Genomic DNA, 23,893 nt, shown 5'->3' with positions numbered 1-23,893 from the left:
ATCGCTTGAGAAGTGCCGGGCCCTGGGGAAACTCGCTCCTACGCTTTGACAGTGCCGGGGCTCACGGCCCGTTCGGCGAATTCGGCGCGATGAGAAGCTGGTAGTCGCCGCCGGAGGGGCCTCTGTAGGTTTCCTGATTCCCGAACGAGAACGTCCCGCTGTTGTTGAGCAGGAAGATGTTTCCCGTCGTGGAGTCACGCAGGCCGATGTCCTGCCTGCTGTCTCCGTCCCAATCGCCGGTGATGGGCTGGTAGTTCGAACCCGCTGCCCATGAGAACGTGAGTGCGTTCGAATAGGTATAGGGGGCGACCCAGTGCGCGAGGTACCACGCGCCACTGGCGGTATCGCGCAGCCCGATGTCGGTACGGCCGTTCTGGTCGAAGTCGCCGATGAAAGGCTGGTAGTTCCCCCCGGCCGCCCACGTGAAGCTGTTGTTGTGCGCGTACGTGTAGGGCCCGACCTGGCGGGCGAAGTGCCAGGCGCCGGTCGTGGTGTCGCGCAGGCCGATGTCGGTGCGCCCGTCGTTATCGAAGTCGGCGACGAGGGGCTGGAATTGAGCGCCCGCGGCCCAGGTGAAGCTCACCGTGTGCGAGTACACATACGGAGCGATTCGCCGCGCGAAGTGCCACACGCCGTTGAGTACATCTCGCACGGCGATGTCGCTGTACCCATCGTTGTCGAAGTCGCCGGTGATGGGCTGAAACTGGCTTCCGGCCGCCCACGGGAACGTCGTGGTGAAGTTCGAGCCCCCGAGGTCGTTGCCGCCCGCGTAGTACTTGAACAACCAGTTGCCTGAGCTGATGCTCCGGAGCACGAAGTTCGGGGCATTGCGCTTGTACTGCGCCACCTTCGCCTTGAGCTGGTCGTAATAGAACGTGCCGTGTCCGCCATACATCGGCTCGAAGTCCGATGAGAACTCCGGATTCCACTCGTCGGTCAGGAGCGGGCGCAGGCGCGGATACGGGCTGGACAGGTTGCCGGGGTTCACGTTCTGAGAGCCCCACTCGTTCCAGCCGGTCACGAAGACGTAGGTGGGGTTGCTGCCCGTCACGCTCGACCACTGCTCGTTCAGGGTGGCCCCACCACGGCGCCCCAGCGCATTGCCGAGGCAGCTGTTGATGTAGTCCGCCTGGGTCGCCGGCACCACGGAGATCTCCTCGGGCCACCCGTTGCTCGAGTAGTACGGCTGCGGCGTGCGCTCCTTGAACGACCAGGTGGCGGTGCTGTTTTGCAATCCCGCGATGGGCTTGCACGTGAACTGGGTCGCTCCGGTGCAGTCATTGGACATCAGGAGCGGCTTGCCGCCGACGTGGAAGAAGAGACTGGCGGGGAACGCCGTGTAGAACGTGTTGTAGAGGGTCGAGTGCGAACTCCCCGAGTTGAAGAAGGCCACCTTCGGTGTGGCCTGGCCCGCGGCCATCCGGTCTCGAAAGCGTGTCAGCAGTGTGAGGGTGGCGTTGTTGAAACGCGAGTCCCCGAGGTTGCTGTTCGAGTAGTCGATGGTGATGAAGTCGATTCCGGCGGCGGCAAGGAGGCTCGCGTGATTGTCGATGAGCGCGTTGTTCGCGGTGCCGTCCGCCTTGCGGAAGCGGTACTGGTTGATGTCCCCGTTGAACAGCGCTGGCGCACCCCACCAGTGGAAGGACGTGTACGGGCACTCCGCCACCGATTGATCCGCCACCGGGCAGCTCGCGTCGTAGGGGGCTGGCAGCCGGCACCACGTATTCGCCGGCCCGAAGATTGACAGCCAATAGTCCGCCCACGTCTCATACAAGATGGTGACGAACTTGTTCTGGGTGGGCGCCGCGTGGGCAGGACTGGCGAGAATGAGACAGGACACACTCAGGGCGAAGGCATGTGGAAATCTCATCTTTCCAGGTTCGCCGCAGTTGCGCGGAATGTCAAAGGGCTGCAATCGCTGCCTCAGCCCTCAAGCAGCCGGTGCTGGCCCTGCGCTCACTTTCCGGTGGGCACGCCAAGCTTCTCGAGGACCTTCACCGCATTGGCATTGCCCGCATCCAGTGCGAGTGACTTCCTGTAGCTCGCGATGGCCTCTTCCTTCTGTCCCAGCTGGAGCTGTGCCTCGCCCAGGCTGTCGTAGGCATTCGCATCCGTGGGGAAGAGCTTCACGTTCGCTTCGAACACCCGCACCGCTTCCGCGCCCTTGCCGTCGCCCAGCAGCCGGTAGCCGAGCTGGTTCAGCTGCCCCGACTCCAGGCCCTTCACGCCCTCGCGATGTTTCGCGGTGTACCAGGCGAGCGCGGTGTCGATGCCCTTGAACCGCATGAGCACATCCACCTGGGCGGACGGCGACACGGGCTCGGGCTTGAACGCGGTCCAGGCATACTCGGCCGCAACGCTGGCGATAAGGCGGTCGAAGAGCAGGAATCCGTTGTCGGAGTTGGCCATGACGACCACGCCGCTGCCCGTGTCACCGAAGGACATGAACGCGGCCTGGAAGCCTTCGTCCGCGCCTCCGTGCCAGAAGCGGTCGGTGCCGGGTTCCACCTGGAAGCCCAGCCCGAACCGCTCCGACTGCAGCGTCAGCATCTGCTTCGTCATCGCTTGCGACAGCACGCGCTTGGACTTCCCCGCTTTCGCGTTGGACACTTCCAGTGCGACCCGCGCGAGGTCGGACGGCGTGGTCCACAGTCCGGCCGCGGCCATCTCCGGGTACACGTGCCAGCGGCCCGCGACGCTCTTCCCGCTGGAGTACGTACCGGTCGCGGTCCTGGCGGCGAGGGCCGGAGGCAGGGGCTGCTCGTAGGAACTGCTGCTCATGCCGAGCGGCTTCAGCACCGTCTCCCGCATGACCTGGGGGAAGGGCTTCTGGAGCTGATCCACCATCATCAGCTGGACGATGGACGTACCCCCGCCGCTGTAGCGCGTCTTCGTCCCGGGGACGAGGTCGACGCGCACCGGGCCGGTGTTCGCGGGCGCCGCGCCCTCCAGCACCTGCACCAGCGTGGGCATGGGAGCGTCGACGGCGTACCCGGGGAAGCCATGCACGGTCGTCCCCGCGCTGTGGCTGAGCAGCCGGCGCAGGGTGACCTTCTGCTCCTTCGTGAAGTCGTTCTCGGGGACCTTCCACGAGCGCAGCCTGTCGTTGATGTTCTCGTCGAGCGACCATTTGCCGGCCTCGACGAAGTGCAGCGCCGCCAGGGCGGTCACCGGCTTGCTGATGGAGCCCGCCTGGAACAGCGTCTCCAGGGTGACGGGCTCCGAGCCACCGGCCTCCTTCACGCCATAGGTCCTGGCCCAGACGATGGAGTGCTTGTCGAAGACGGCGATGCTCAGCCCGGGGATCCGGTACAGCGCCATCCACTGCGGGAGCGTCAGGCTCTGGGGCTTCTCGCCTTCGATGACGACCGGGGCCAGGCCGGCCTCCACTCGCGCCGCGCGGGTCGCCTGAGCAGGGCTGGCCAACCATTGCGTGGCGGGCTTCTTCGTCCCCTCCGCCGCGAGGGCCGCACCTCCCGGGCTGAACAGGATGGCCGCGAGCACGAGGCGGGACAGGGAAGGGCGCATGGGTTCACCGAAGGAAGGGGTGGGACGCGAGGTGTACGCCTGCCCCTTCGTTCGATTGCCGGTCCGGGACGCGCCCTGGTGCTCGACCCGGCCGGTGGCGAGCTGGTGGTCAGAGGCCCTGAAAAGCGAAGGGCCCGGAACCTTTCGATTCCGGGCCCTTCTCAGTAGCGAGGAGTACGGGACTTGAACCCGTGGCCTCCGGCGTGACAGGCCGGCGTTCTAACCAACTGAACTAACTCCCCGTAACGGCGCCGATCTACCGCTGATCCCTGGATGAGCACAAGAGGAATGAGCGCCCTCCTGCTGGGCCGCGGGTTCAGCGGTTGGGCGGCCCACGAGAGCCTGGCCGGGGAGGCGCGTCGAGGGATTCGACGCGCGATTCCAGCCGGTTTCGGGTGGCTCAGGGCGCCAGCGGCGCAAGAGCCGTGAAGTTCACAATGGTGCTGCCGTCGCCCGCTGCGGCAAACCGGGTAGGCCTGGGTCCGTCCAGCGACCTCAATGTCTGCGCTGCGGTGTGCACGGTGCTCCAGGTGCTGCCATTGAAGAACGCGATCGTGTTCGCGGTCGTCACCGCATAGATGCCATTCTTGCTGAAGGAGAGCACGTCCAGGATATCCGGGACACCCGGCGCACCGTTGGGAATCGGGAGCTGCGGCAGGGGATGCCAGCCTGCTCCGTCGGTCCACTCGAAGGCCCGCCCATTGTCGCCCGCTGCGTATGCGTAATGACCGTTCAGGACATGCACCGATCTCATGAAGGCTGTATCCGAAGCCCCCAGAGGCTCAGCCGCCCATGTGGTTCCTGTCGAGTTGACACGATAGGCCTGTGCCTTGAGGTCCGCGTTCGCATTGCCTACCGCTATGAGTGAATCCACTGACTTCAAGCCCCCAATTGCACGGAGGTTCGCGGGGACCTGCGCGATCTCAACCAGGTCGCTTGCGTTGATGTAGGGCGAAGCCCAGCGATAGATCTTTCCGTTGCTCGCGACCGCGAAGATCGTGGCACCGACAGCGGGGTCATCAATCCCAAAGATGCCATTGAAGTCCGTATTGTTCTTGTCGGTCGGCACCTGCGGCGTGAAGCACTCTTCATTGGCTTCGACGAACTTCCGCGTCGACAGCCACCCGTCCTCTCCGACGACGAAGACCCGACCATCCTGGGCTGCCCAGGCCGCATTCCAGGACTTCCTACAAGAGCCACTCGTGAACTCCTTGATGCCAGGGCTCGCGCTGTCCAGATGAGCGAGCTTGTTCGGGCCCGCGATCCATCCCTTCTGCCCCTGGTCGTAAAGGGCAATGGAATTCAGCCTATCCGTGGGTCCGAGAGCCCCTTCGTCTGTCGTCCAAGTGAGGGGAGCGCACCCCTCATCCACGCCGCCGACGCAGTTGTTGTCCAGCCGGTCGCAGACCTCCGGCAGCCCATTCCGAACGTAGGTAGAGCTCTCATCGCAGTCGTCGGATGGGGTGGCGGCGCCAGCCACGGGGGGCTCACATCCCATCCCCGCAGCCTGGCCCTTGGACCCGTCGCCGTCGCCATCCACGTACCAGATCGCCGGGTTCGCCCCTGGGAGTCGCACACAAGCTGTCTGGCTCGGAGTGGGGGCACACGCGACCGTGCCTACGCACTTGAGTTCATCCATGCAATTGTTGCCGACGCCGAAGTCCTCGTCGTTCATGCCATTGCAGTTGTCATCCTTGCCATCGCAGCGAAACTCCGCCCGATCGGGCCGGACCTGCGCATCGCTGTCGTTGCAGTCACCGCCAGCTGTCACGGCCCCTGTAGGTAGGACACAGGCATTCACCTCGGTGCTTCCGTAGCCGTCCCCATCCACGTCCGTGTACCAGCTCAGCTTGTCGATCGCGTCCGACTCCCCGAGGGTGCAGTTGTCATCCTTCCCGTTGCACACCTCCGTGGCGCTGGGGTTCACCGCGAGGTCCCCGTCATTGCAGTCAGTGCCGCTGACGACACCTTCAGCATCGGCGCTGCTGAAGTAGCCGTCCCCATCCGCATCGATGGCCCTCACGGTGAAGGGCACGTCCAGTGTGCCCTCCTCGGGAACCTGAGCCCTCGTCTTCTGCGGGTCGCCCACCAAGGGGCCCGAACAGTCGAACTCACGCAGCTGCGCCGTCACGCTCAGCATGCGGCCCCAGTTCTTCTTCCGGTACACCGTCACCGACACGGTGCCCGGCGTCTTGCCAGGGATTGCCACGTCGAGGCTCCTCGTGTTCCCCGCGTTGTCCGCGTCCGTGGCGGTCACCGTGACGCATCCGCGCATGAAGCCGCTGTATCCGAGGGTGACGTTCAGCGCTCCGGACGTGTCGTCCAGCTCGTCACACCGTTCGGGGTACTGCTTGCACAGCTTCTGCTTTTCCAGGTCGAAGTCGGCACAGGCCGCGCTCGCGAGCACGAACATGGCCATCGCTGCCCGCAGTGGAATGAAGCTCATGGCCACCTCCCGTACACGAGCGCCGACCGTCCATCCGTCCCCATTTGCATGGCGAGGTTCTTCTCGGGAGCACCGATCAGATACATGCCCGTCGCCAACCCCAGCCCAAGTACACCGACCCCCAGCAGGCCTACACCCGCGGCTTGTAGTGTTCGCCCACGCGACGCGGCCCGGTCGATGTCCGCGAAGTTCGCCAGGGACGGGTCCGCGTTGCGAAGCTTTGACAGCTCTCCACGAGACAGGGCCCAGGAAATCCCACCCGCGACGGTGAGCGCGCCGCCGGCGATCGCGGGGATATAGGCCTTGGATCGCAAGGAACTCGTCCGCGTCTCCTGTGTCACCTGGAGCGGGGGCGCGGTGGGCGCCGATGCCGTCCCGACGCTGGACGGGGAGGCGATTCGAGGCGGTGCGGACGGCGGAGGCACGTCACGCGGTGCATCCGTCGCCTGCCGCGGCGCGGGCGAGGGATTGGGAACGCCACGGCGCGTTAGTTGTGTGCTTTTCACGGCCTTCCGCAGCGATTCGAACTGGTTCGACACCTTGGGCGACACCTTCACGGGGAGCTGGGCGTCCGGCCGCAGGAACAGGGCTGCCGTGAAGGCAGCGGCAGACTCCTCCGTCCGGCTCAACTCCGCCATGAGCAGGCCTTCCCAGAGGGAAAGCTCGAAGTCGTCATCCGGTCCGCTCACCTGCCGCCGTGCCGTGGCGAGTTGGTCGAGGGCGCTTTCAAACTCGAGTTCCTCGTAGAGGCTTGCGATGGCCTCCAGATGGCGCTTCACCTGGCTGCTTGGAGCCGCCAGCCCGACTGACGGTAGGATGACAAGTAAGACCCAGCAGAGGGGTGGCCCCAATGTCTGACATGAACGCATGAATTCCTCCCGGAACCGGGCGGCTCCCTAACATGGGGAGCATGGGAGGGGAAATGAGAGCCGTCCACTATCCCCTCCCAACCCGTCTTCGTTTCCGGGGCACTGCCCCAAGCCCGCGCCGTGGCTACGGAGCAGGCAACGGCTGCCAGTTCGGATCGGGCCAGACGAAGGGGTTCCCACCCTGACCCGGAGCCGCGTTGCCGAAGAAGCGCTGGCAGCCTTCGACGTTCTGGGGACTCCCGAGGATCCCCCAGAAGCCAGGGCAGACGTCCCGAGGGATTCGCGTGCGGCAGTCCTCCATCGTCCGCTCGCCCGCGCCAGGCTGCGCGTAATAGGCGCTCACGAACTCCCACGCGATACGCTGGAGGGCCCGGACGGTCGTCGCGTTCTCTCCAGACGGCACCCGGGCCCCTTCGGGCGACTCCCGGAACACGGACGCATGGTGGACCGCGGCCATGTAGTACGCCCCCAGGGACGTCAGGTGGACGTTGTCGCTGAAGAGCACGTTGAGCTTCTGCGAGGTCGAACCGGTGATGCCAGGCACCTCGTTCGCGATGACTCGCTCCACCAGATGGACCAGGGCCGTGCTCCCAGGGAGCGCAACGACGCGGTCCGACCGTCCATCATTCTGCAACGTGAGGTTCACCTTGGAAGACACACACTCCCAGGCAGACCGGGCGTTCTTCTCATAGGTCATCCATTGAGACGGGTTGGATTTATCGATGTCCAGCCACGTGTGATAAAAGTATGTAACGGCCTGCGGGTTGCCGGCGATCAAGCGGTCATGGAAGTGCCGCAGGTAGCCGATGGTGTTCTCCCACTCGATGGTGCCCAGCAGGTCATGCCGCTCGGTGATGAGAAGGGTGTCGTACTTCTCTCCTGGGCCCAGCGTCTGGGGAGACAACAACTCCTGGACCACGTTCATGCTGTCTCCCGAGCGGTTCTTGCCCGAGCGGTACCCCTCCCATCCGTTATTGCCCCAGGTTCGCACCCGCAGGGGTGAACCAATCACGTTCTGCTGGTTCCAGTTGAAGTCCTTGCCTCGACTCGTGGCGATGTCGTCGAAATGGTCGGGCATGGGGTTGTCGAGCAGGCTGTGTCCGGAGAAGAAGACCCGGGCGCTCGTGATGGAGGACATCCCAGCATCGGGGCTGCCAGCATCCGGCACGCCCGCGTCACCAGCCCCGGCGTCCTGCTGTGTCCCAGCGTCGTCCTGGGGATGCACGCCTGAATCCGGAGGGCCTTCCGCGGGAACGTCCTGGCCGAGCTGACCCGTACATGCGAGCCAGAAGGAGACCGCCAGGAATGCGCACGGCTTCAGTCTTGATGTGTTCACGGCCCCAAGCATAGATGAAGGCACTCCACCCTGGATGGAACGGACGGCCGGGCCTCCTGCTATGAATGCGTGACGCTCAAGGAGCCTCATGGGAAACGCATCCGGCAGACAGAAGCAGAAGCCGCTCATCCTCGGTCCAGCTCCTGGCTCCGGGATGGGGGCCTACGCGGTGGCGTTCGATGAGCTGGAAGACCGCGAGCTGGCCACGCTCAAGGAGAGCGAGTCCCCTGATGCCTTCTACCTGCCGTGGAAGACCGGTGACGTCACGGAGGGCGATATCGATCTCACGACCGACACCCTCGCGTACTTCTTCACAGCGAACCTGAGTGGTTGCAGCCTCTGGTACAAGTTCCAGGATGGCCGCATCTTCATCCGGCACGAGGCGCGCACTGACAGCGCCTCGCAGAATCTGCACAAGCTTGCCGGCTTCAAGTGCGTCGTCGACAGCAGCCTGAACCCGGACGACATCCAGCTCTCGGTCGACGAGGAGACGATGGTCCGCAAGGCGCGGTACTACGTCGTCTACGCGCTCTTCGACCACGATGCGCGGCAGGTGGAGTTCCGCGCGCAACTGGTCGCGCAGCAGACGAACCTGCTCAACCGGCAGGAGTCCTACGACCTCGTCAAGGTCACCACCGCCGTCGTCAAATTCCCCAAGCTTTAGAGCTGGAGGGCGGGCTACTTCTTCTTGCCCTTGCCCTTGCCGCCCTTGTGGTGGTCGTCGTGATGATCATCGTGGTGATCATCATGGTGGTCCCGGTCCCGGTGGTGGTCGCGCTCATGGTACGACGCGGGCACGGCAACATGCTTCTTCTTGTGCTTCCACCGCTTGTAACGGCCGGGAGGCACCTTGACGACGGTGACGGGGACTCGCCGCTCCTCCACGTACTCCCAGCCTCCGTGGTAGTCGCGCGCCCTGAACCACCGCCCATCGCGGCGCACCCAGTACACATTGTCCACGACGTAGAGGTCCTCGTCGTAGTCCTCCACCACCTGCACGCCAGGCTGCACGACGACGAGTGGCGGCGGGGTCGTGAAGACGATGTCAGGCAACTTCACATCGATGCGCACCTGCCCGAAGGCCATCGAAGGAAGAAGGATCAACGCTGCAAGCAGTCGGGTCATCGGGCGAGCGTAGAGGCGGGCCTCCTCGCCAGCCAACCTCCATCTATCGCGGAGGGATGGATGAAAACTTCGACTCCGGTTGTATCAAATTTCCACGAAGCGTCCTGTTGATCGACCCGACCCCGCACTGTGTGTCGTTGCGTCCGGGCTCGCTGCTCAATCGGTGCGCTTGCGCCGCCGCGACACGATGCGGCTCAGGCCCACCTCGGTGATGCCGAGGTAGGCCGCCACGTCACGCTGGGGAATCCGTCCCTTCAGGTGCGGATGCTCCTCCCAGAAGTTCACGAGCCGCTCCTCCGCGGACAGCTCCAGGAACTCCTGCTCCCGGCGCTCCTTGAGGAGGAAGTGCTGCTCCGCCACCCGACGCGCCAGCCGCTCCCAGCACACGTGGCCCTGCTCCAGCGTCTGGAAGTCCCGCGTCTGGAACACCAGCACGCGGCTCGGCTCCAGCGCTTCAATCGCGGTCATCGAAGGCTTCCGCTGCAACATCTCCGCGTAGGCGCCAATCAGCTCGCCCTCGGCGCGGAAGGCCTTGATGGACTCGCCCCCGCGTGGTGACACGCGCACGCCCCGGAAGACGCCCTGGAGCACCACGGCGAACCGGTCCGCCGCATCCCCCGGACGCATGAAGAACTCCCGCTTCGCGAGCGACTGTTCCTTCGCCACGGCCTCGGCCTTCGCCCATTCCTCGGGAGGAAGCGGGGCCAGCGTGGCGAGGCGCTCGAAGAGCTTGGGGAATCTCACGTCTCTCAGGACCCTGGCTTGACCTGGGTTAAGGCGCAGGCCGCTCGGGGGACCATATACCGGAGACATGTCCATCAACGTCTACGCCGTGGCGACGCCCTTCGTCATCGTCCTGGCCCTGACCGAGTTCGCCTGGTGCGTGGTGCGCCGCAACGGCTACTACAGCTTCCAGGACTCCATCGCGAGCATGGGCACGGCGGTGATGAACCAGTGCGTCAACATCGCGGTGGCCCTGATGGTGCTGCCCCTCTTCACGCAGCTGGGCCAGTTCGCGCCGTGGCGGCTGGACGCATCATCGCCGCTGTCACTGGTGGCGCTCTTCCTGGGGGTCGACTTCCTCTTCTACTGGTTCCACCGCTTCGGGCATCGCACCAACATCGGTTGGGCGGCCCATTCGCCGCACCATTCCACCGAGGAGCTCAACTACGCGGTGGCCCTGCGCGCGAGCGTCACGCAGCGCCTCTTCTCGTTCCTCTTCTACTGGCCGCTGGTGCTGGTGGGCTTTCCGCCGGAGGCGGTGCTGGCGATGGTGGCCTTCCACCTGGTGCTCCAGTTCATCCCCCACACGCGGGTCATCCCCAAGCTCCCGCGGTGGGTGGAGTCGTGGCTGAACACGCCGTCGCACCACCGCGTGCACCACGCGCGCAACGACGCGTACATCGACAAGAACTACGCGGGCTTCCTCATCATCTGGGACCGGATGTTCGGCACCTACGAGGAGGAGACCGAGCCGTGCTCCTATGGCCTGACGACCCCGGCGAACACCTGGGACCCGACGGTCATCAACTTCCAGGCGTGGGCCCGGCTCTTCGCGGACGCCGTCGCCACGAAGAGCCACTGGGACCGGCTGCGCCTCTGGGTGATGCCCACGGGCTGGCGGCCCGCGGACCTGCCTCCTCGCACGTTGGGCTACTGGAAGCAGGAGGGCGCGGAGGTGAAGTACCACTCGCGCGAGCTGCCTGGCGTCCGGGGGTACCTCGTCTTCCAGTTGTTCGCGTCGATGCCGTTCATGCTCCTGGTGAGCCACCATGCCTCGCCGCTCTCCGGCTGGCAGAAGGTCGCGTTGAGCCTGCTGCTCTGGGCGATGGCGACCGCCTGGAGCGGGATGCTGGAGTCGAAGGCGTGGAGCGAGCCACTGGAGCTTGCCCGGGTGCTCGCGATGGGGGTGGCCGTGACGCTGTGGTTGGTCTGGGCCAGCGCGCCCCAGACATGGAGCGCGCTCACGGCGGCGTGGCTGATGGTCTCGCTGGTGTGGCTGCGCGTGGCGCGGGGGGCCACTGCCCGGGGGCCCCAGTCGAATCCCTATCCAAGCTGAGTCATCAGGCCTGGACCCCGGTCTGGGTTGTCGCGGTCGTGTCGGCCCCCCACCTTCCGCGCCGTCCCGCGCCACGCGCGGGCCCATTCGGAGAGGCCGATGAACGCTCAGCGATTCACCCAACAGAACGTATGCCGGTTGGGTCTGCTCTATGCCCTCTGGGCACTGATGGCTGTCAGCGCCATTCCCTCCCAGGCCGTTGCAGCCGAAGACGAATGGAGCACCGGCTGTCGTCGCAAGCCCACCATCGTCCTTGTCCACGGCGCATTCGCCGACGCATCCGGCTGGGCCGATGTGATCAAGCGGCTGCAGAAACAAGGCTACACGGCCCACGCGTTCGCGAATCCCTTGCGAAGCATCTCGGGTGATGCGGAGTACCTGCGGTACTTCCTGGGGACCCTTACCGGTCCCATCGTCCTGGTCGGCCACTCCTACGGTGGCGCCATCATCACGAACGCAGCCACCGGGAATACGAACGTGAAGGCGCTCGTGTACATCGCCGCGTATGCACTCGACGAGGGGGAGACCATCTCGGAGGCGAACACACTCGGTGGCGGCCATTCCGAACTCGGCGAGCACCTCATCTTGCGCCCGTTCCCAGGGGGTGGAACCTCGGACGCCGACGCATATATCGACCCCGCCTTCTTCCAGGAACTCTTCGCGGCAGACCTCCGTGAGAAGGACGCGGCGGTGGGGGCATCGAGTCAGCGCCCGGCCGCGGCCTCTGTCTTCAATGAGCCATCCGGACCGCCTGCGTGGAAGGTCATTCCGTCCTGGTACATGGTTGCCCGCGACGACAACACCATCCCGCCCGAAGCCGAACGCTTCATGGCCCGGCGCGCTCGCGCCCGTACCGTCGAGATTCGCAGCTCACACGTTGCGATGATGAGTCACCCCGAAGCCGTCACCGAGCTGATCTTCAAAGCGGTTGGCTGCCGTTGATGAGCGCGGAAGGTGACCAGGCAAGCGACGGGCCGCTCCTCACGCCTTGATACAGTGATGGGCAATGAACACCGTTGAGTCCGTCCACCTGCCACCTGGAGGGACTCCGATGCCTCGTACACACAGCCTCACGCTTCAACGACAGCTTCCTGTCACTCCAAGTAAGGCGTTCGATTTCTGGGTGAATCCTACGAAGGTCGCCAGTTGGTGGGGGCCCAACGCGGGTGACACGAGCGACGTGCGGACGTTCGAGCTGCGCGGCGGCGGTAGGTATCGGGTCGTCACCCACGCGCCGAACGGCGACACCTACGATTTCACCGGCGAATTCCGAGCGCTCGAGCCCGGCCGGAAGGTGTCGTTCACCTGGGAGATCGAAAAGAGTGGCCCCTCTCAAGTCACCGTCGCTTTCGACGAGCAATCGGGTGGCACGAAGCTGACGCTTGTGCACGAGGGCCTTCACTCGGAGGAGGAACGGGACGACTGCATCGACGGCTGGAACGGAGCGCTCGACAAGCTGGAGCTCGAGGTGCGCCAGTGGGGAGGCGCTCAGGGTGAAGCCCCCGCTCCACCTTGACCTCGTCCGACAGGTCCACCGACGGCGGGCCTTGTCGAGGTCGATTCCCGCCAGCCGGGTCCCGTGACCAGCACGTGTTCAATCGGCGTGGGGAACTCGTCAGAGAACCTCCCGAGCCGTTCAAAGTCGGTCGCGTCAAAGGCCGTGATAATCGGTCTGACTCACGTCGGCAGCTCCGTCCCGGCCCGCTCCGCGGCCATGTACGCGGCGTACCAGTCAGGCCAGTTCGTGTCCCTCTGCCCGGTGCGCTTCTCGTGCTGGCCGTGGGCGGCCTCCGCGCGTCGCAGCGCGCTCGCCAGATCGCTCGCGGAGCCGAACGCCGTCTCGGCGGGGTCGACCCGGCCGGGCAGCCGCGTCGTGACCTCCTGCAGCAGCCAGCCGTTGCCGTCGGGGTCGCTGAACGAGGCGAAGGTGCGGTAGCTGCCCTGACCGGGCTCGGGCCCGCTCAACCGGCCGTCCGCGCCGAACTGAGCCCCTGGCTTCCCGGCGTGGAATACCTCGCTGACCTCGACACCGCGGCGGACGAGGTCGTCTCGCGCGGCCTGGATGTCGGAGACAATCAGGTAGAGACCCTGGGCCGTGCCGGGCGCGGCTGACGTGACGTTCGTCCCGAATTGGATGGAGCCCCCCGAGCCAGGCGGCGTGAACTGGATGACCCGGAAGCCGTTATCGAAACGGAAGTCGGCGTCGAGCCTCCACCCAAGCTTCCCGTAGAACGCCTTCGCGCGGTCGACATCCGAGACGGGGATGACGGCGGCTTCGAACTTCATGTCGACCTTCCCGGCGCGCGCGTCGGTGGTCGCATCCTGACTCCGGGTTGCGGTGGTGCTCATGGCTGCCTCCTGGCAATGGCATCGCGTGCGGACGAGCGCATGAGGGCTTCCTCATCGCTGAGCGCGTAGGTCAACCCTGTATATGGACGCGAGGGAAGACAATGCAGGCGCCCAGGCCAGGCGCTCGGGAGGCGTACTTGGCCTCTACCGGAATCAAGACACCCACGGCGGGCCCACGCATCAGGCCCGCCGCGAGTCACGGCGGTAGCACTCTCGTGCTCAGAGCAACTGCACGTTGCCGCCGAGCGAGGCGATGTACTTGGTTCCGCCCGAGTGCACGACCGTGGTTCCGAAGAAGGACCGGATCGCGCTGCCGGTGGGAACGACGAGCGAGTAGGGCTTCGCGCCATACACGTTCGCCATCGTCCCGTAGGGGCCGTAGGTCTTGCCCCGCGCGGTCTTGAACGTGACCTGGGCAATCTGCGTCATGCCGAAGTACGTGCCCGTGTAGCCCGTCATCGACACGATTCCGTCGTCCGTGAGGTCAATCGTGTGCGCGTTGCCTCCAGGGCCGCCCTGGTAGGGCGCGGCGTTGGAGCCATAGCTCGGCTGGATGGCGTCGATGATGTCGCCCGAGCGCACCAGGAGGCTCGTCATGGGACCCCAACCGCTGACCGTCGGCAGGTTGTCCCAGGCGGTTCCCGGCCCGCCCTCGGGGCCCATGGGGCCGTAGGGCATGCCCCCGTTGAACCAGTTCAGGATGAGCTGGAGCTTGATGGCGGACAGGTCGCGGCTCACCGGCATGTGCAGCGGCTGGCTGATGTCCAGGCCGAGCACCCGCGCGATCTTCTCGCGGTTGCTGATGACGCCGTCATAGGTCCACAGCTGGAAGCGGCCCATGATGGGGTAGAGCATGCCGTACTGCCGCAGGATGTCTCCAATGCCATTGACCCACGTCGGCGCGCCGGTGATCGGCGTCTGCTGGTAGATTTGAACGCTGACCAGGTCGTTGGGGTCCGCGTTGTAGTCCGCGACCGTGGGGCTGAAGGTGTACTGGGTGAAGTACACCTGCCCGTCCACGTAGCCTCGCGGATTGCCTGGATCCGTGCCGGTCAGGGTGACGGTGGCCTTGCCTCCGGTGACGCTCACGACGTTCGAGGAGAGCTGAAGCTTGCCCGTGGGCGTCGAGATGTTCGCCTCGCTGATGCCATTGGTGCCCGACGTGCCCAGGGTGCTCAGGGTGTATTGGGCCGCAGCGCTCGGGCTGAGGGTGTTCAGGGCCACCTTCAATTGCTCCGTCCCCTCGACGCGGCCGAACTTGCGCACGTAGAGGTTGACGGTGTTGGTCTCACCGAGCCGGAAGCCAGGCGTGGTCTGCATGCCCGGGTTCATGCGGTAGATGAACTGGTCCGCGCGCAGGCTCAAGCCCTCGGAGTTCTCCTCCAGCAGGGTCTGCGTGCCGCTGCTGGTCGTGCTCCGGAGCGCGAGCGGCAGGCTCGCGAGCGTATTGGGATCGACGCCGCCAAAGTTCGTGACGACCAGCATCCCGGACTGCTTGTCGATGAAGTCGGGGTTGCTGTAGTCAATCGACGGGACGATGGTGGTGTACGTCTTGGAGGACCCTGAGCCCGTGTAGTACGCGAGCGACAGCGTCCCCAACTGCTCCGACCAGAGCGGACGCCCCGGCAACCGGACGGGCAACGAATTGCCCAGGTCGAGCGTCAACGAGGGCGTGGAGCCCAGGTTGAGCTGCGCCGGGGCCCACCACGCGCTCAAGGCAGGACTCGGGTTCTGGATCTGTGCCAGGGTGCGCGCCGGCACGGCGAAGACGGGCTCGTCGTCCAGGCAGGGGCCCACGGAGCCGACGAGCTTGCCGTAGTTGAAGTCATAGAGCGGCTGCTCGGGCAGGGGCTCCTTGGTGGTGTAATTGATCCACGGCTTATAGGGCTGCTTGGTCGCCGCCAGGATGGTGGGACCGTACTGGTCAGCCGCGCTCTGGCCCAGCAACTGTTCCAGCAGGGAGCTGACGTACATCTGCGTGGGGATGTAGCCCCGTCCCGGAGCCACCGGCTTGCCGGTGCTGTCCACGTTCATCACGTAGTCCTGGAGGCTCGCGATCTTGTCCAGGATGGCGGAGGGGACCCCCTGTGCCTGCATCGTCTGGAAGGTGGCGGGGATGAAGGCGAAGAGCTGCGGGGCGTTGTTGTGGGCGCTGACCACCAGGTGGATGGACAGCCGGTTCGGCGACGCCTTCTGCAGCGCCTGGAGGACCGCCGAGTTGCCGACGTTCCACTTCAGGTTCGTGAGCGTCGTCTGGTAGGCGGCGGAGCCGCTCGCGGAGTTCCGGGGCGTGTTGGGGCCCTGCGAGTTCCCCCAGATGCCGTTGAAGGCGACCGGCGTGAACACGCCCTGGACGTAGGCGCCGCCGAGGTCGCCGATCAGGACGGTGAAGCCCCAGATCTCACTGCCGTTCTGCTGCATGGGATCCAGGTCCACCATCTTGGGCGGAGACCCTGTGTAGAGGGCGCTCACCCCGGTGCCCACCAGGGAGTCGCTTCCGCCGCCGGGCAGCTCGACGGTGGTCACCTTGCAGTTGAGCAGGTCGAAGATGCTGTCACCCTTGGGCTCCCAGTAGAGCTCGATGTTGTTGGGCTTGAGCGAGTCCGCGTTGTAGTTCGCCGGGTTGTAGTTGTTGGGCGTGTTGTTGATGGTGGCCGGCGAAGCCTGGAATGAACCGGAGAAGTTGATGCGAGGCGTATCAAGGTAGCTCATGGAGGTCTCCTCGGGGTTCTAGTTGCCGCTGCCGATGTAGGGGGCGCATGCGGCGGGAAGCGAGCCGTTCGTGCATCCGCCGGGCATCTGGACTTCGTCGAACAGGTGGCTCAAGCCCGCGGGCGGCAGGTTCTGGCTTCCGGTGGGGCCCTCCATGTTGTGGCAGCTCAAGCAGTTGTAGGGATTGCTCACGGCCGCGACGCCGTTCTGGACGAAGGTCTCCATGGAGGTATTGGCGGCGGACAGCGAACCCTGCTGCGCTTGCAGATAGGGCGGGACCGTGCCGTTGACGGTCCACACGTTGCCGACGAGCTCGTAGTTGGCCCAGACCTTGTTGATGCGGCTGGGGTTGGCCTGGATCAACGCCTGGACGCTGCTGTTGATGGCGTTGAGCGCCTGGGTGCTCTCCGCGAGCATCGTGCGGGTCTTGTCCTGACAGGCGAACTGGTTGGGATTGACGCTACAGTCGACGCCGCCGGGGAAGGTGCCGATGGCCGAGTCCCCCTGCGGGTGCATGCGGCAGACCTGGGCGGGCTTGCCGGGTTGATACGTGTTGGTCACGCAGTCGGTACAGCTCGGGTTGTAGAAGTTCCATGTTCCTCCGAGCGGAGGCGCCGCGGAGAGGTTGCTACAGTCGGGCGCGTTGTTGCGGTGCTCGAACGTGGCCCAGATCATCGCCGGGAAGCTGGGCGTCTTGGACACGATGTGCATGCCGGTCAGTCCCAGGTTCACCTGCCGGCAGGGGCTGTCCTTGACCTGGATGAGGCCGGGAACCACATAGAAGAGGCCCGAGCTGGCCGTCGCCTCGTCGAGCACCATCCAGCTCGTCTTCAGCTCGACGGCCGTGTCCGGGTACGCGAGGTTCGGATACTTCTTGATGATGTCGATGCCGTTGTTCCCGGGCTTGAGCTGACCCGCGCAGTTCGCCTGGTAGAGCTGACAGGACGTCAGCATCGTGTAGGTGCTCTGGTTGACGGACATGCCGTAGTAGACGAACTCGCCCTTCAGGTCGATCAGCGGCTGATCCGCGCCGGCCTGCTTGATGATGTCGGTGTAGAGGCGGGGCGGCTTGCCACCCGCCGTGGGCTTCACGGCGTTGGTGCAGGAGACAGGCGGTTCCTGGCCCCAGGCCGTCGGCACCCCGTCCTTGATGAAGATGCCGTAGGACGGCATCCACGTCTCGAACTGCACCATGTCGGGCTTGCCGCTGGCAGGCTGGACGAGCGCGAGCATGCTCTGCCACATGAACTGCTCGAAGTTGCAGATGGACTTGTTCCCCGGCACTTCGCTGGGGAGGGTGGAGCTGTTGAGCCAGGCCACGTCCGCCGGGCAGTCATTGGCTTCGAGCGCCGTCGCCTTGGGGGCGGAGGGGCCCGAATCCATGAGCGACGTCGTTGGGCAGGCCAGGAGGCCGGTGGCACCCAGTGCCACTGCGAACAGGACGCGCGGTTTGTTGGACAAAGGCATTCTCCCCCATGCGGTTGAGCCCGACGAGACGCCGGGCTTGGGCGCAAGAGTTTAATCGCTGCGGGGGAGAAGCCGTCGAGGGCTAAACAGATGAAAAGCGGACTTCGCTGAAATTCGTGCTGGGGCGGCAAAGTCCGCTGTCAGTCCATTGTCGATGTCTGGGTTGCGGGACGCCCGGGTAGAAAGCGCCGCACCAGCCAGAGCGCGAGTCCAGGCAGTAAAACCATGCCCAAGAACAATGTCAGGAATGACCCGAGTCGCGCCGAGTACGCACCCACCGCCGCGTAGGTGGCGCAGACGCCCAGATTGGAGAGCGCGCAGGCTCCGAGGAAACTCCCCAGAGGCATGCGGCTGGCGCCAGCGAAGAGGACGGAGGACTCCGCCAGCATTGGCACGCCGCGCAATGCAATCAGCAACCAGGCCCCCCGGCGTTCGGCCAGACGTGACAGGCGTTGGAGTTCCACCGGACCCAGGGTGCGTCGCAACGCCGCCTCGCCGCCCCTGGCGCCCATCAGGTAGCCCCAACCACAGCCCACCATCATTCCCACCCAGCAGGCCGTCATTCCGCCCCAGAAGCCCAGCAGCGCCCCGGACGCCGTGCCGACGAGGCTGGAGGGCACCGGCAGGACGATGTCGCCCGCCAGCAACCCTCCCAGCACGAGCGCCACCTGCCAGTCGGGTGGACGCGCCTCCAGGAAGGATTGGGTGGCGGCCTCCAGTTGTTCGCCGAAGAGGAGGAAGGGAACGAGGATGGCCGCCAGCACCACGCAGACGCAGAGGCTCCAGCCCACCGCCGCGCGCTTCGTTCCAGGGCTCGCCAGGGTCATGGTGCGGCTCAGAATCCAACGCCGAGCGTGAACGAGGCGCTCGGCTGGAAGCGGGCCTGCGGTCTGATCAGCTGTGGCGCGGCGTTGAAGTACGCGGCGCTGAACCCCAGCTCTCCCACGAACTCAAAGCCGGAGGAGATGGGCAGCAGGGCCCGGAGGGACGCGCCCACCTCGGGGCCGGCGGTCTCCACGCCGGTGGGGCCGGAGCCCCCGAAGTCGAAGCCCGAGCTGTCCTCGCCAATCTGCAGCTCGGCGAAGCCGGCGCTCAACCGGGGCTGGAGCCAGCCGATGCGCGTCTTGAAGGAGGTGAGCGTCAGGTTGGCGCGGAAGTGGGCAATCTCCGGCTCCGGGTCGCGGTGGAGGAACCCCGAACCCGTGCCGCAGGCCTCCACGCCGAGCCGCGCCAGTGGAGACAACTCCAGACAGATGCTGGGACGCCGGCCAGAGGTGGACGCTCCGGCGCGCAGGTTGCCGTAGTTGCGCGGAGGCTCGTCCCGCCGGTCCTCCGCGACGCCCACCGGGGCCTCCTCCGCGACCGAGAAGCCGCCACCCATCAGGGTCGCGAACACCAGGAGGCGCTGCGGAAGACCAAGGCGTGTCATCAGGCACCAGGGATGCGACCGCGGGGGAAGGCTGGCCATGTTGCCCGAACGGAGCAGGCGCATCCAGGCCATGTCTTGAATTCGCGCCCGGCGGTCATCATCGACCCCTGTACGACAGATTTGTCATTCCTCCCCCCGATTCTTCCTGGATGTTTTCACCCTGGCTGTCTTCATGAGCGAAAGACATCCACGTCTGGCCGGCGCCGTCGTCAAGGCCGGGTCAGGAGAAACCGCGGCCCGGGCCCACCCGGTCCGGAGCCACACCTGGATGACGGCAGGCCGCATGTCAGAGTCAGAAGAGAAGATGGCCGGTGTCGATGTACGAAAGGAACCGTCCATGTCGAGAGCTGGCTTGTTGCTGTCAATGTTTCTCATCGGGTGTGGCGAGCCGGCGAGCGAGGTTCGCCCGGAGGCTGTCGCCGGTACGTCGGAGGTGGAGCTCGCGCTCGCGCCTGGGGAGTACCGCTGCGAGGCGATGACGGAGGCCGCACGCGCCGCCGTGCCTCCGCCTCCCCCCAGCGTGGAGAAGGCCGCGTTCGCCCCCCGTGTTCGCGCCGTCTGTCCCCCGGGCCAGGTGCCGATCTACGCGCAGGCGGAGCTCCGGACGCACAAGGCCGGTCCGCCGTTATCTGGCTCGGCCGCCAGGCACTCGCTGGCGGGGTCGTACTGGTACGCCGGAGTGATGAAGCCCACGGACGCGTTGAGCCAGAGCGGCGTTGGAGCGTCCATCCTGTTCTCCAACCCGACGGTGTACGACCAGAGCGACATGGTGACGTCCCAGATGTCCATCGTCCGTGGCGCCAACTATCACCTGGTGGAGATGGGCCTGCGGAAGTTCTGGGACGCCTTCCCTCGACTGATGATCTCCCAGTGGAGCTACGGCCAGTTCAACGACGCCGCCGGCTTCGTCCAGGTCCACGGCGTCTACGGGCCCGGGATGCCGCTCTCCAGCTATTACGGGTACTCGGTCCAGCAGTACATCCGCTATGACAACGGCAACTGGTGGATCTGGTTCAACGATGCCTGGGTCGGCTACTTCCCCGGCACGCTCTGGAATGGCCAGTTCACTTCTGGCGACATGGCGCACTTCTACGGCGAGGTCTATTCGGCGCAGAGCCGCGTTCCTCCGCTCACCGACATGGGCACGGGACAGTTCTCCGGGACCTTCGGCACCGCGTCCATGCAGGGGATGTGCATTCACACCGCGGGCCCCAACTGCACCTTGCTCACCGACGGCTGGCCTTTCCAGACCAACGCCGCGTATTACTCCCTCTCGTATTGGAATGGCTCGTATATGGAGTTCGGCGGGAACGGCGGCGGCTGAGCTATGCCGGCGCCGTGGTGCGTTGGCCCGAGCCGTCATCCCGGCGCATCGGCTGGGCCTTTCCATACGTCAGCGACCGCCACACCCACTCCGCGGGGCCGAAGCGGAACCTCGCCAGCCACAGGTGGCTCCACACCCCCTGGACGCAGAAGATGGCCAGGCAGTACGCCACGCACGCCGCGGGGCCCAGCTTCGTGATGAAGCCCAGTCCGTATCCGTAGAAGAACAGCACGCTGATGATCGACTGTGACAGGTAGTTCGTCAGCGCCATGCGGCCCACTGGCGCGAGCAGACCCAACGCTCGCTGCCAGGTGGCCCGCTGGAAGAGCAGGGTGATGCCGGACACGTAGACGGCCGCGAAGCCCAGCTCGCCCAGGTTCCGCAGCGGCGCCATGGCGAAGGACACCCACGCCGGCAGCGTCTCCGGCGTGAAGACCTGCTTCAGCATGAGCTGTTGCAACACCAGGCCGCTGCCGCTGCCAATCACCCCCGCGACGAGCCCCCACCCGAGGATTTTGCGGAACAGCCCCAGGTGCTGGGGCACGTCGTGGAAGATGCGGCGCTTCCCCGCCAGCAGGCCGAGCAGGAACCGGCCAAACGTCGAGAGCGTGATGGCCAGCAGCAGCGGGAAGTAGTCGCGGAAGAAGAAGTGGAAGGTCGCCTTCGTCACGTCCAGCCAGCTCCCGCTGGCGTAGGCCGCGAGCGTCTGCGCCTTGATGGCCGCGGACTTCTCGGTGGCCGCCTTGGCGATGGCCGCGCCGGCCTCCGGCGTGTCCGCCATCAACTGCGGGAGCTTGAGGATGGCCACGCCGACGACGGACCACCCCAGGGCGAACAGCAGGGCCCAGATGAGCAGCGTTCGCTCCGAGCGCCCCCGGAACAGGAGCAGGCCGAATCCCAGCACCGCGTAGGTGCTGAGGATGTCGCCGTACCAGATGAGGAACAGGTGGGAGAGCCCCATCACCAGCATCACCCCCAGCCGCCGGACATAGAGCGGCGTGATGGAGGTCCCTCGCGCCTCGGCGCGGCCCATCTGCACCGCGAAGCCGAGGCCGAAGAGGAACGAGAAGAGGGTGATGAACTTCCCGGCCACGAGGAACGAGAACGCCTGCCAGGCGACGGTGTCGGCGAGCGACGCGTTGTTCATCGCCGTGAGGACCTGCTCACGCGGCAGGAAGACCCTGCCGCTGAACCACACCATCACGTTGGAGATGAACACGCCGCACAGGGCGAAGCCGCGCAGCGCGTCAAGAAGCGCCAGTCGCTCGCCGGAGTCCACGGGACGGGCTTCGGCGCTGGGGAGCGAGACCTCGGAAGGAGCTGGGGGCATGCTCGGAGAAACTGTGGGCAACGTGAATCTGCCTGCCCGTATTCCACGCGAGCGATGCTCTTCGGATTCACGAACCCCCAGGCGTCCGTCCTGGAGTGAATCCTGAACGCCAGGGTGGATGCGCGACCCTGACGTTCACGAAGCTTGGCCCGGGCTACAGATGCCCGCCGATGTAGCGGCAGGTCCACGTCGCGCTGCAGTAGAAGTTGGGCGGACAGCGGCCCTCCGCGTCACAGGAGATGGCCTGCTGGTGGGGGCCCTCGGGCTGGGACTGCTCGATGCCCGGGGGCGACACCTGCTCCTGGGCGTCGGTCTCTTCCGGGCCACCACAGGCGCCCACCGCCATCGCCACCGCGAAAATCGCTGCACTCAGCCATCGGCTCTTCATGTTCGGCCCCTTGTGTCTGTTCAATGAAATCCTGTCGAAGCTCACGCTCAGCGCGTGGACCAGTTCTGGGCGTTCGTGCCGTTGCACTCCCAGACTTGAATCTTGGTGCCGGGGGTCGTGCTGGCATTGAAGACATCCAGGCAGAGGTTGGGGGCCAGGGCGCTCCGCAGCGTGGCGCCTGCCACCGTCCACCGCTGGGCGGCCGACCCATTGCATCCATAAATCTGGACGCGCGTGCCCGGCGTCGGGTCACCGTTGAAGACGTCCAGGCAGAGATTGGGCGCCAGGCTGCTTCGCAGCTCCCCTTGAGCGGTCAGGGTCCACTGCTGCGCGGCGGTACCGTTGCACTCCCAGAGCTGGGTGGCCGTTCCCTGAGTCGCGCTGCCACCGGTCACGTCCAGGCAGCGATTCGGGTCCAGGGCGCTGACCAGGGCGGGGGCGGAGGCAGCCGTGTACATCGCGGCCAGCGCGGTGCGGTCGCTGGCGGTGAACTCGCCCGTCTCGACCGTGCGGAAGCAGGAGTTCATGATCGAGGCACCGACGGTCGCCGTGGTCGGCGTGCCCGGGATGTGGATCGCGCCGACACCGGCGTCACCCTCGTTGCCGCCGGAGCCGCAGCTGATGGCGCGGTTGTAGTAGTCCGAGTGCCGGAAGCCGATGGTGTGGCCAATCTCATGCGTGATGACGTGCTCGATGACGTCGACGCCGTACTGGCTGAGCAGGCCGCCGATGGTGATCTGTCCGAACGGGTTGCCGTTCGCCGGGAACCCGGCCACGCCGCCATTCATGCTCGGGTCGATGACCGCATTGATGGTGAAGCTGCAGCCGGTGCTCGGCGTGCGCGCCATGGTGAAGGTGAGCGGCAGTTCGGCGTAGTTCTGGATGGCGAGGTCCAGCGCCGTGCTGAACGCGCCGGTGAACGCCGAACCGTTGATGCAGATCTTCGTCAGGGAGGGGCTGACGACGTTGTTCGTGCGGTACTGCTCCCCAGGGGTTGGGCCGGCCTCGAGCATCTCGCGAGAGGCCTCCAGCGACACCTCTGCGTCCCGTCCGACATAGACCTTCCCCTCGACGACCATGATGTCGTTGGACGGGAACCCGGCGCTGACCAGGTTGCCAACGATTTCCTGCGTCTCATCCGCGGGCTCGCCACACCCGAGTCCCAGCGCGATGCACCCTGCCGCGAGTACGAGGCTTCTTGAGAACATGGAGACTCCTTTGTGAATGGGAACGAATGGCAGTCCAGTATGAGCAATACCTTTAAAAGCGGATATAGCCCACTACCCCGCTCGTCTCGTTCAAGGGCCTACTGTCAGGGGCCTGGAGTAGAACCGGCGGCGCACGCTGTCAGACCGCGAGGGCTACCCCCCACATCCCTCGTGGCCCCCGTCATCCGCCATGCTCGCCGCCTGGGGGAGCGGAACTGGCCGGAGTTTCGCGCCTGGCACGAAGACGCCATGAAACCTCGTGAGGATCGCCCGCGGTGGAGGCACCAGTGATGCCACGCGCCGTAACAGGTCCATCCCGGTGA

20 protein-coding genes and 1 tRNA gene are annotated in these 23,893 nt (G+C 65.7%); 5 read left to right on the top strand and 16 right to left on the bottom strand.

The genetic code is table 11. The features are described from left to right. Positions 1-61: 61 nt before the first annotated feature. The 6 genes from D7Y04_RS33130 to D7Y04_RS33105 form a co-directional block, all read right to left on the bottom strand. The gene (locus D7Y04_RS33130; protein WP_147477244.1) at positions 62-1,870 is read right to left on the bottom strand and encodes a VCBS repeat-containing protein; all 1,809 of its coding nucleotides are present in this window, start codon (positions 1,868-1,870) and stop codon (positions 62-64) included. An 86-nt stretch (positions 1,871-1,956) separates the two neighbouring features. Then, positions 1,957-3,528, bottom strand: coding sequence for a serine hydrolase (locus tag D7Y04_RS33125; RefSeq protein WP_121761891.1), 1,572 nt, complete (start codon positions 3,526-3,528; stop codon positions 1,957-1,959). 168 nt (positions 3,529-3,696) lie between these two features. Next, positions 3,697-3,770, bottom strand: a tRNA-Asp gene (locus D7Y04_RS33120). Positions 3,771-3,928: 158 nt separating this feature from the next. Next, a complete protein-coding gene (locus D7Y04_RS33115) occupies positions 3,929-5,974 on the bottom strand; it encodes a putative metal-binding motif-containing protein (RefSeq protein WP_121761890.1) in 2,046 nt (681 codons plus the stop codon). Further along, positions 5,971-6,753, bottom strand: a complete 783-nt coding sequence (locus D7Y04_RS33110) for a hypothetical protein (protein ID WP_158627631.1) — start codon at positions 6,751-6,753, stop codon at positions 5,971-5,973. The genes D7Y04_RS33115 and D7Y04_RS33110 overlap by 4 nt, the downstream gene beginning before the upstream one ends. A gap of 214 nt (positions 6,754-6,967) precedes the next feature. Beyond that, a complete protein-coding gene (locus D7Y04_RS33105; protein ID WP_233601677.1) occupies positions 6,968-7,981 on the bottom strand; it encodes a hypothetical protein in 1,014 nt (337 codons plus the stop codon). 286 nt (positions 7,982-8,267) lie between these two features. On the opposite strand from D7Y04_RS33105, the gene D7Y04_RS33100 reads away from it, so the two are divergent. Further along, a complete protein-coding gene (locus D7Y04_RS33100; RefSeq protein WP_121761887.1) occupies positions 8,268-8,843 on the top strand; it encodes a hypothetical protein in 576 nt (191 codons plus the stop codon). Positions 8,844-8,857: 14 nt separating this feature from the next. On the opposite strand, the gene D7Y04_RS33095 is transcribed toward D7Y04_RS33100, so the two are convergent. Next, the gene (locus D7Y04_RS33095; RefSeq protein ID WP_233601676.1) at positions 8,858-9,265 is read right to left on the bottom strand and encodes a hypothetical protein; all 408 of its coding nucleotides are present in this window, start codon (positions 9,263-9,265) and stop codon (positions 8,858-8,860) included. 195 nt (positions 9,266-9,460) lie between these two features. Continuing rightward, a complete protein-coding gene (locus D7Y04_RS33090; protein ID WP_120575021.1) occupies positions 9,461-10,048 on the bottom strand; it encodes a Crp/Fnr family transcriptional regulator in 588 nt (195 codons plus the stop codon). A 67-nt stretch (positions 10,049-10,115) separates the two neighbouring features. On the opposite strand from D7Y04_RS33090, the gene D7Y04_RS33085 reads away from it, so the two are divergent. From D7Y04_RS33085 to D7Y04_RS33075, 3 genes are all read left to right on the top strand, one after another. Continuing rightward, entirely contained in the window at positions 10,116-11,363 is a 1,248-nt protein-coding gene (locus D7Y04_RS33085; RefSeq protein WP_121761886.1) for a sterol desaturase family protein, read from the top strand. Between the two features lie 99 nt (positions 11,364-11,462). Then, positions 11,463-12,305, top strand: coding sequence for an alpha/beta hydrolase (locus tag D7Y04_RS33080; protein WP_121761885.1), 843 nt, complete (start codon positions 11,463-11,465; stop codon positions 12,303-12,305). A gap of 64 nt (positions 12,306-12,369) precedes the next feature. Continuing rightward, the gene (locus D7Y04_RS33075) at positions 12,370-12,879 is read left to right on the top strand and encodes an SRPBCC domain-containing protein (protein ID WP_121761884.1); all 510 of its coding nucleotides are present in this window, start codon (positions 12,370-12,372) and stop codon (positions 12,877-12,879) included. A gap of 161 nt (positions 12,880-13,040) precedes the next feature. Here D7Y04_RS33075 and D7Y04_RS33070 read toward each other — a convergent pair whose 3' ends face one another. The 5 genes from D7Y04_RS33070 to D7Y04_RS33050 form a co-directional block, all read right to left on the bottom strand. Then, positions 13,041-13,712: a VOC family protein gene (locus D7Y04_RS33070; RefSeq protein WP_121761883.1), complete on the bottom strand. Its 672-nt coding sequence runs from the start codon at positions 13,710-13,712 to the stop codon at positions 13,041-13,043. Between the two features lie 219 nt (positions 13,713-13,931). Continuing rightward, a complete protein-coding gene (locus D7Y04_RS33065; protein ID WP_121761882.1) occupies positions 13,932-16,424 on the bottom strand; it encodes a hypothetical protein in 2,493 nt (830 codons plus the stop codon). An 18-nt stretch (positions 16,425-16,442) separates the two neighbouring features. Then, on the bottom strand, positions 16,443-17,807 hold the full coding sequence (locus D7Y04_RS33060) for a hypothetical protein (RefSeq protein WP_147477242.1): 1,365 nt from the start codon (positions 17,805-17,807) through the stop codon (positions 16,443-16,445). 224 nt (positions 17,808-18,031) lie between these two features. Further along, positions 18,032-18,718 (bottom strand): TVP38/TMEM64 family protein, encoded by a 687-nt coding sequence (locus D7Y04_RS33055; RefSeq protein ID WP_121761880.1) that lies wholly within the window; start codon positions 18,716-18,718, stop codon positions 18,032-18,034. A gap of 8 nt (positions 18,719-18,726) precedes the next feature. Then, positions 18,727-19,320 (bottom strand): hypothetical protein, encoded by a 594-nt coding sequence (locus D7Y04_RS33050; RefSeq protein ID WP_233601675.1) that lies wholly within the window; start codon positions 19,318-19,320, stop codon positions 18,727-18,729. A gap of 352 nt (positions 19,321-19,672) precedes the next feature. Here D7Y04_RS33050 and D7Y04_RS33045 point away from each other — a divergent pair, with 352 nt between their 5' ends. After that, complete coding sequence (locus D7Y04_RS33045) at positions 19,673-20,644, top strand: neprosin family prolyl endopeptidase (RefSeq protein WP_158627629.1); 972 nt, start codon at positions 19,673-19,675, stop codon at positions 20,642-20,644. A gap of 1 nt (position 20,645) precedes the next feature. On the opposite strand, the gene D7Y04_RS33040 is transcribed toward D7Y04_RS33045, so the two are convergent. The 3 genes from D7Y04_RS33040 to D7Y04_RS33030 all read right to left on the bottom strand — a co-directional run bounded on the left by D7Y04_RS33040 (position 20,646) and on the right by D7Y04_RS33030 (position 23,570). Next, complete coding sequence (locus D7Y04_RS33040) at positions 20,646-21,974, bottom strand: DUF418 domain-containing protein (RefSeq protein WP_121761878.1); 1,329 nt, start codon at positions 21,972-21,974, stop codon at positions 20,646-20,648. Positions 21,975-22,128: 154 nt separating this feature from the next. Further along, a complete protein-coding gene (locus D7Y04_RS33035; protein WP_147454417.1) occupies positions 22,129-22,362 on the bottom strand; it encodes a hypothetical protein in 234 nt (77 codons plus the stop codon). Between the two features lie 47 nt (positions 22,363-22,409). After that, positions 22,410-23,570: a M57 family metalloprotease gene (locus D7Y04_RS33030; protein ID WP_121761877.1), complete on the bottom strand. Its 1,161-nt coding sequence runs from the start codon at positions 23,568-23,570 to the stop codon at positions 22,410-22,412. Positions 23,571-23,893 lie beyond the last annotated feature (323 nt).

Origin of the sequence: Corallococcus sp. AB038B (genome assembly GCF_003668955.1) — a bacterium.
In the GTDB taxonomy this organism is placed as follows: Bacteria; Myxococcota; Myxococcia; order Myxococcales; family Myxococcaceae; genus Corallococcus; species Corallococcus exiguus.
The sequence above is the reverse complement of the archived record's forward strand: the minus strand, read 5'-3'. Positions and strand labels throughout refer to the sequence as shown.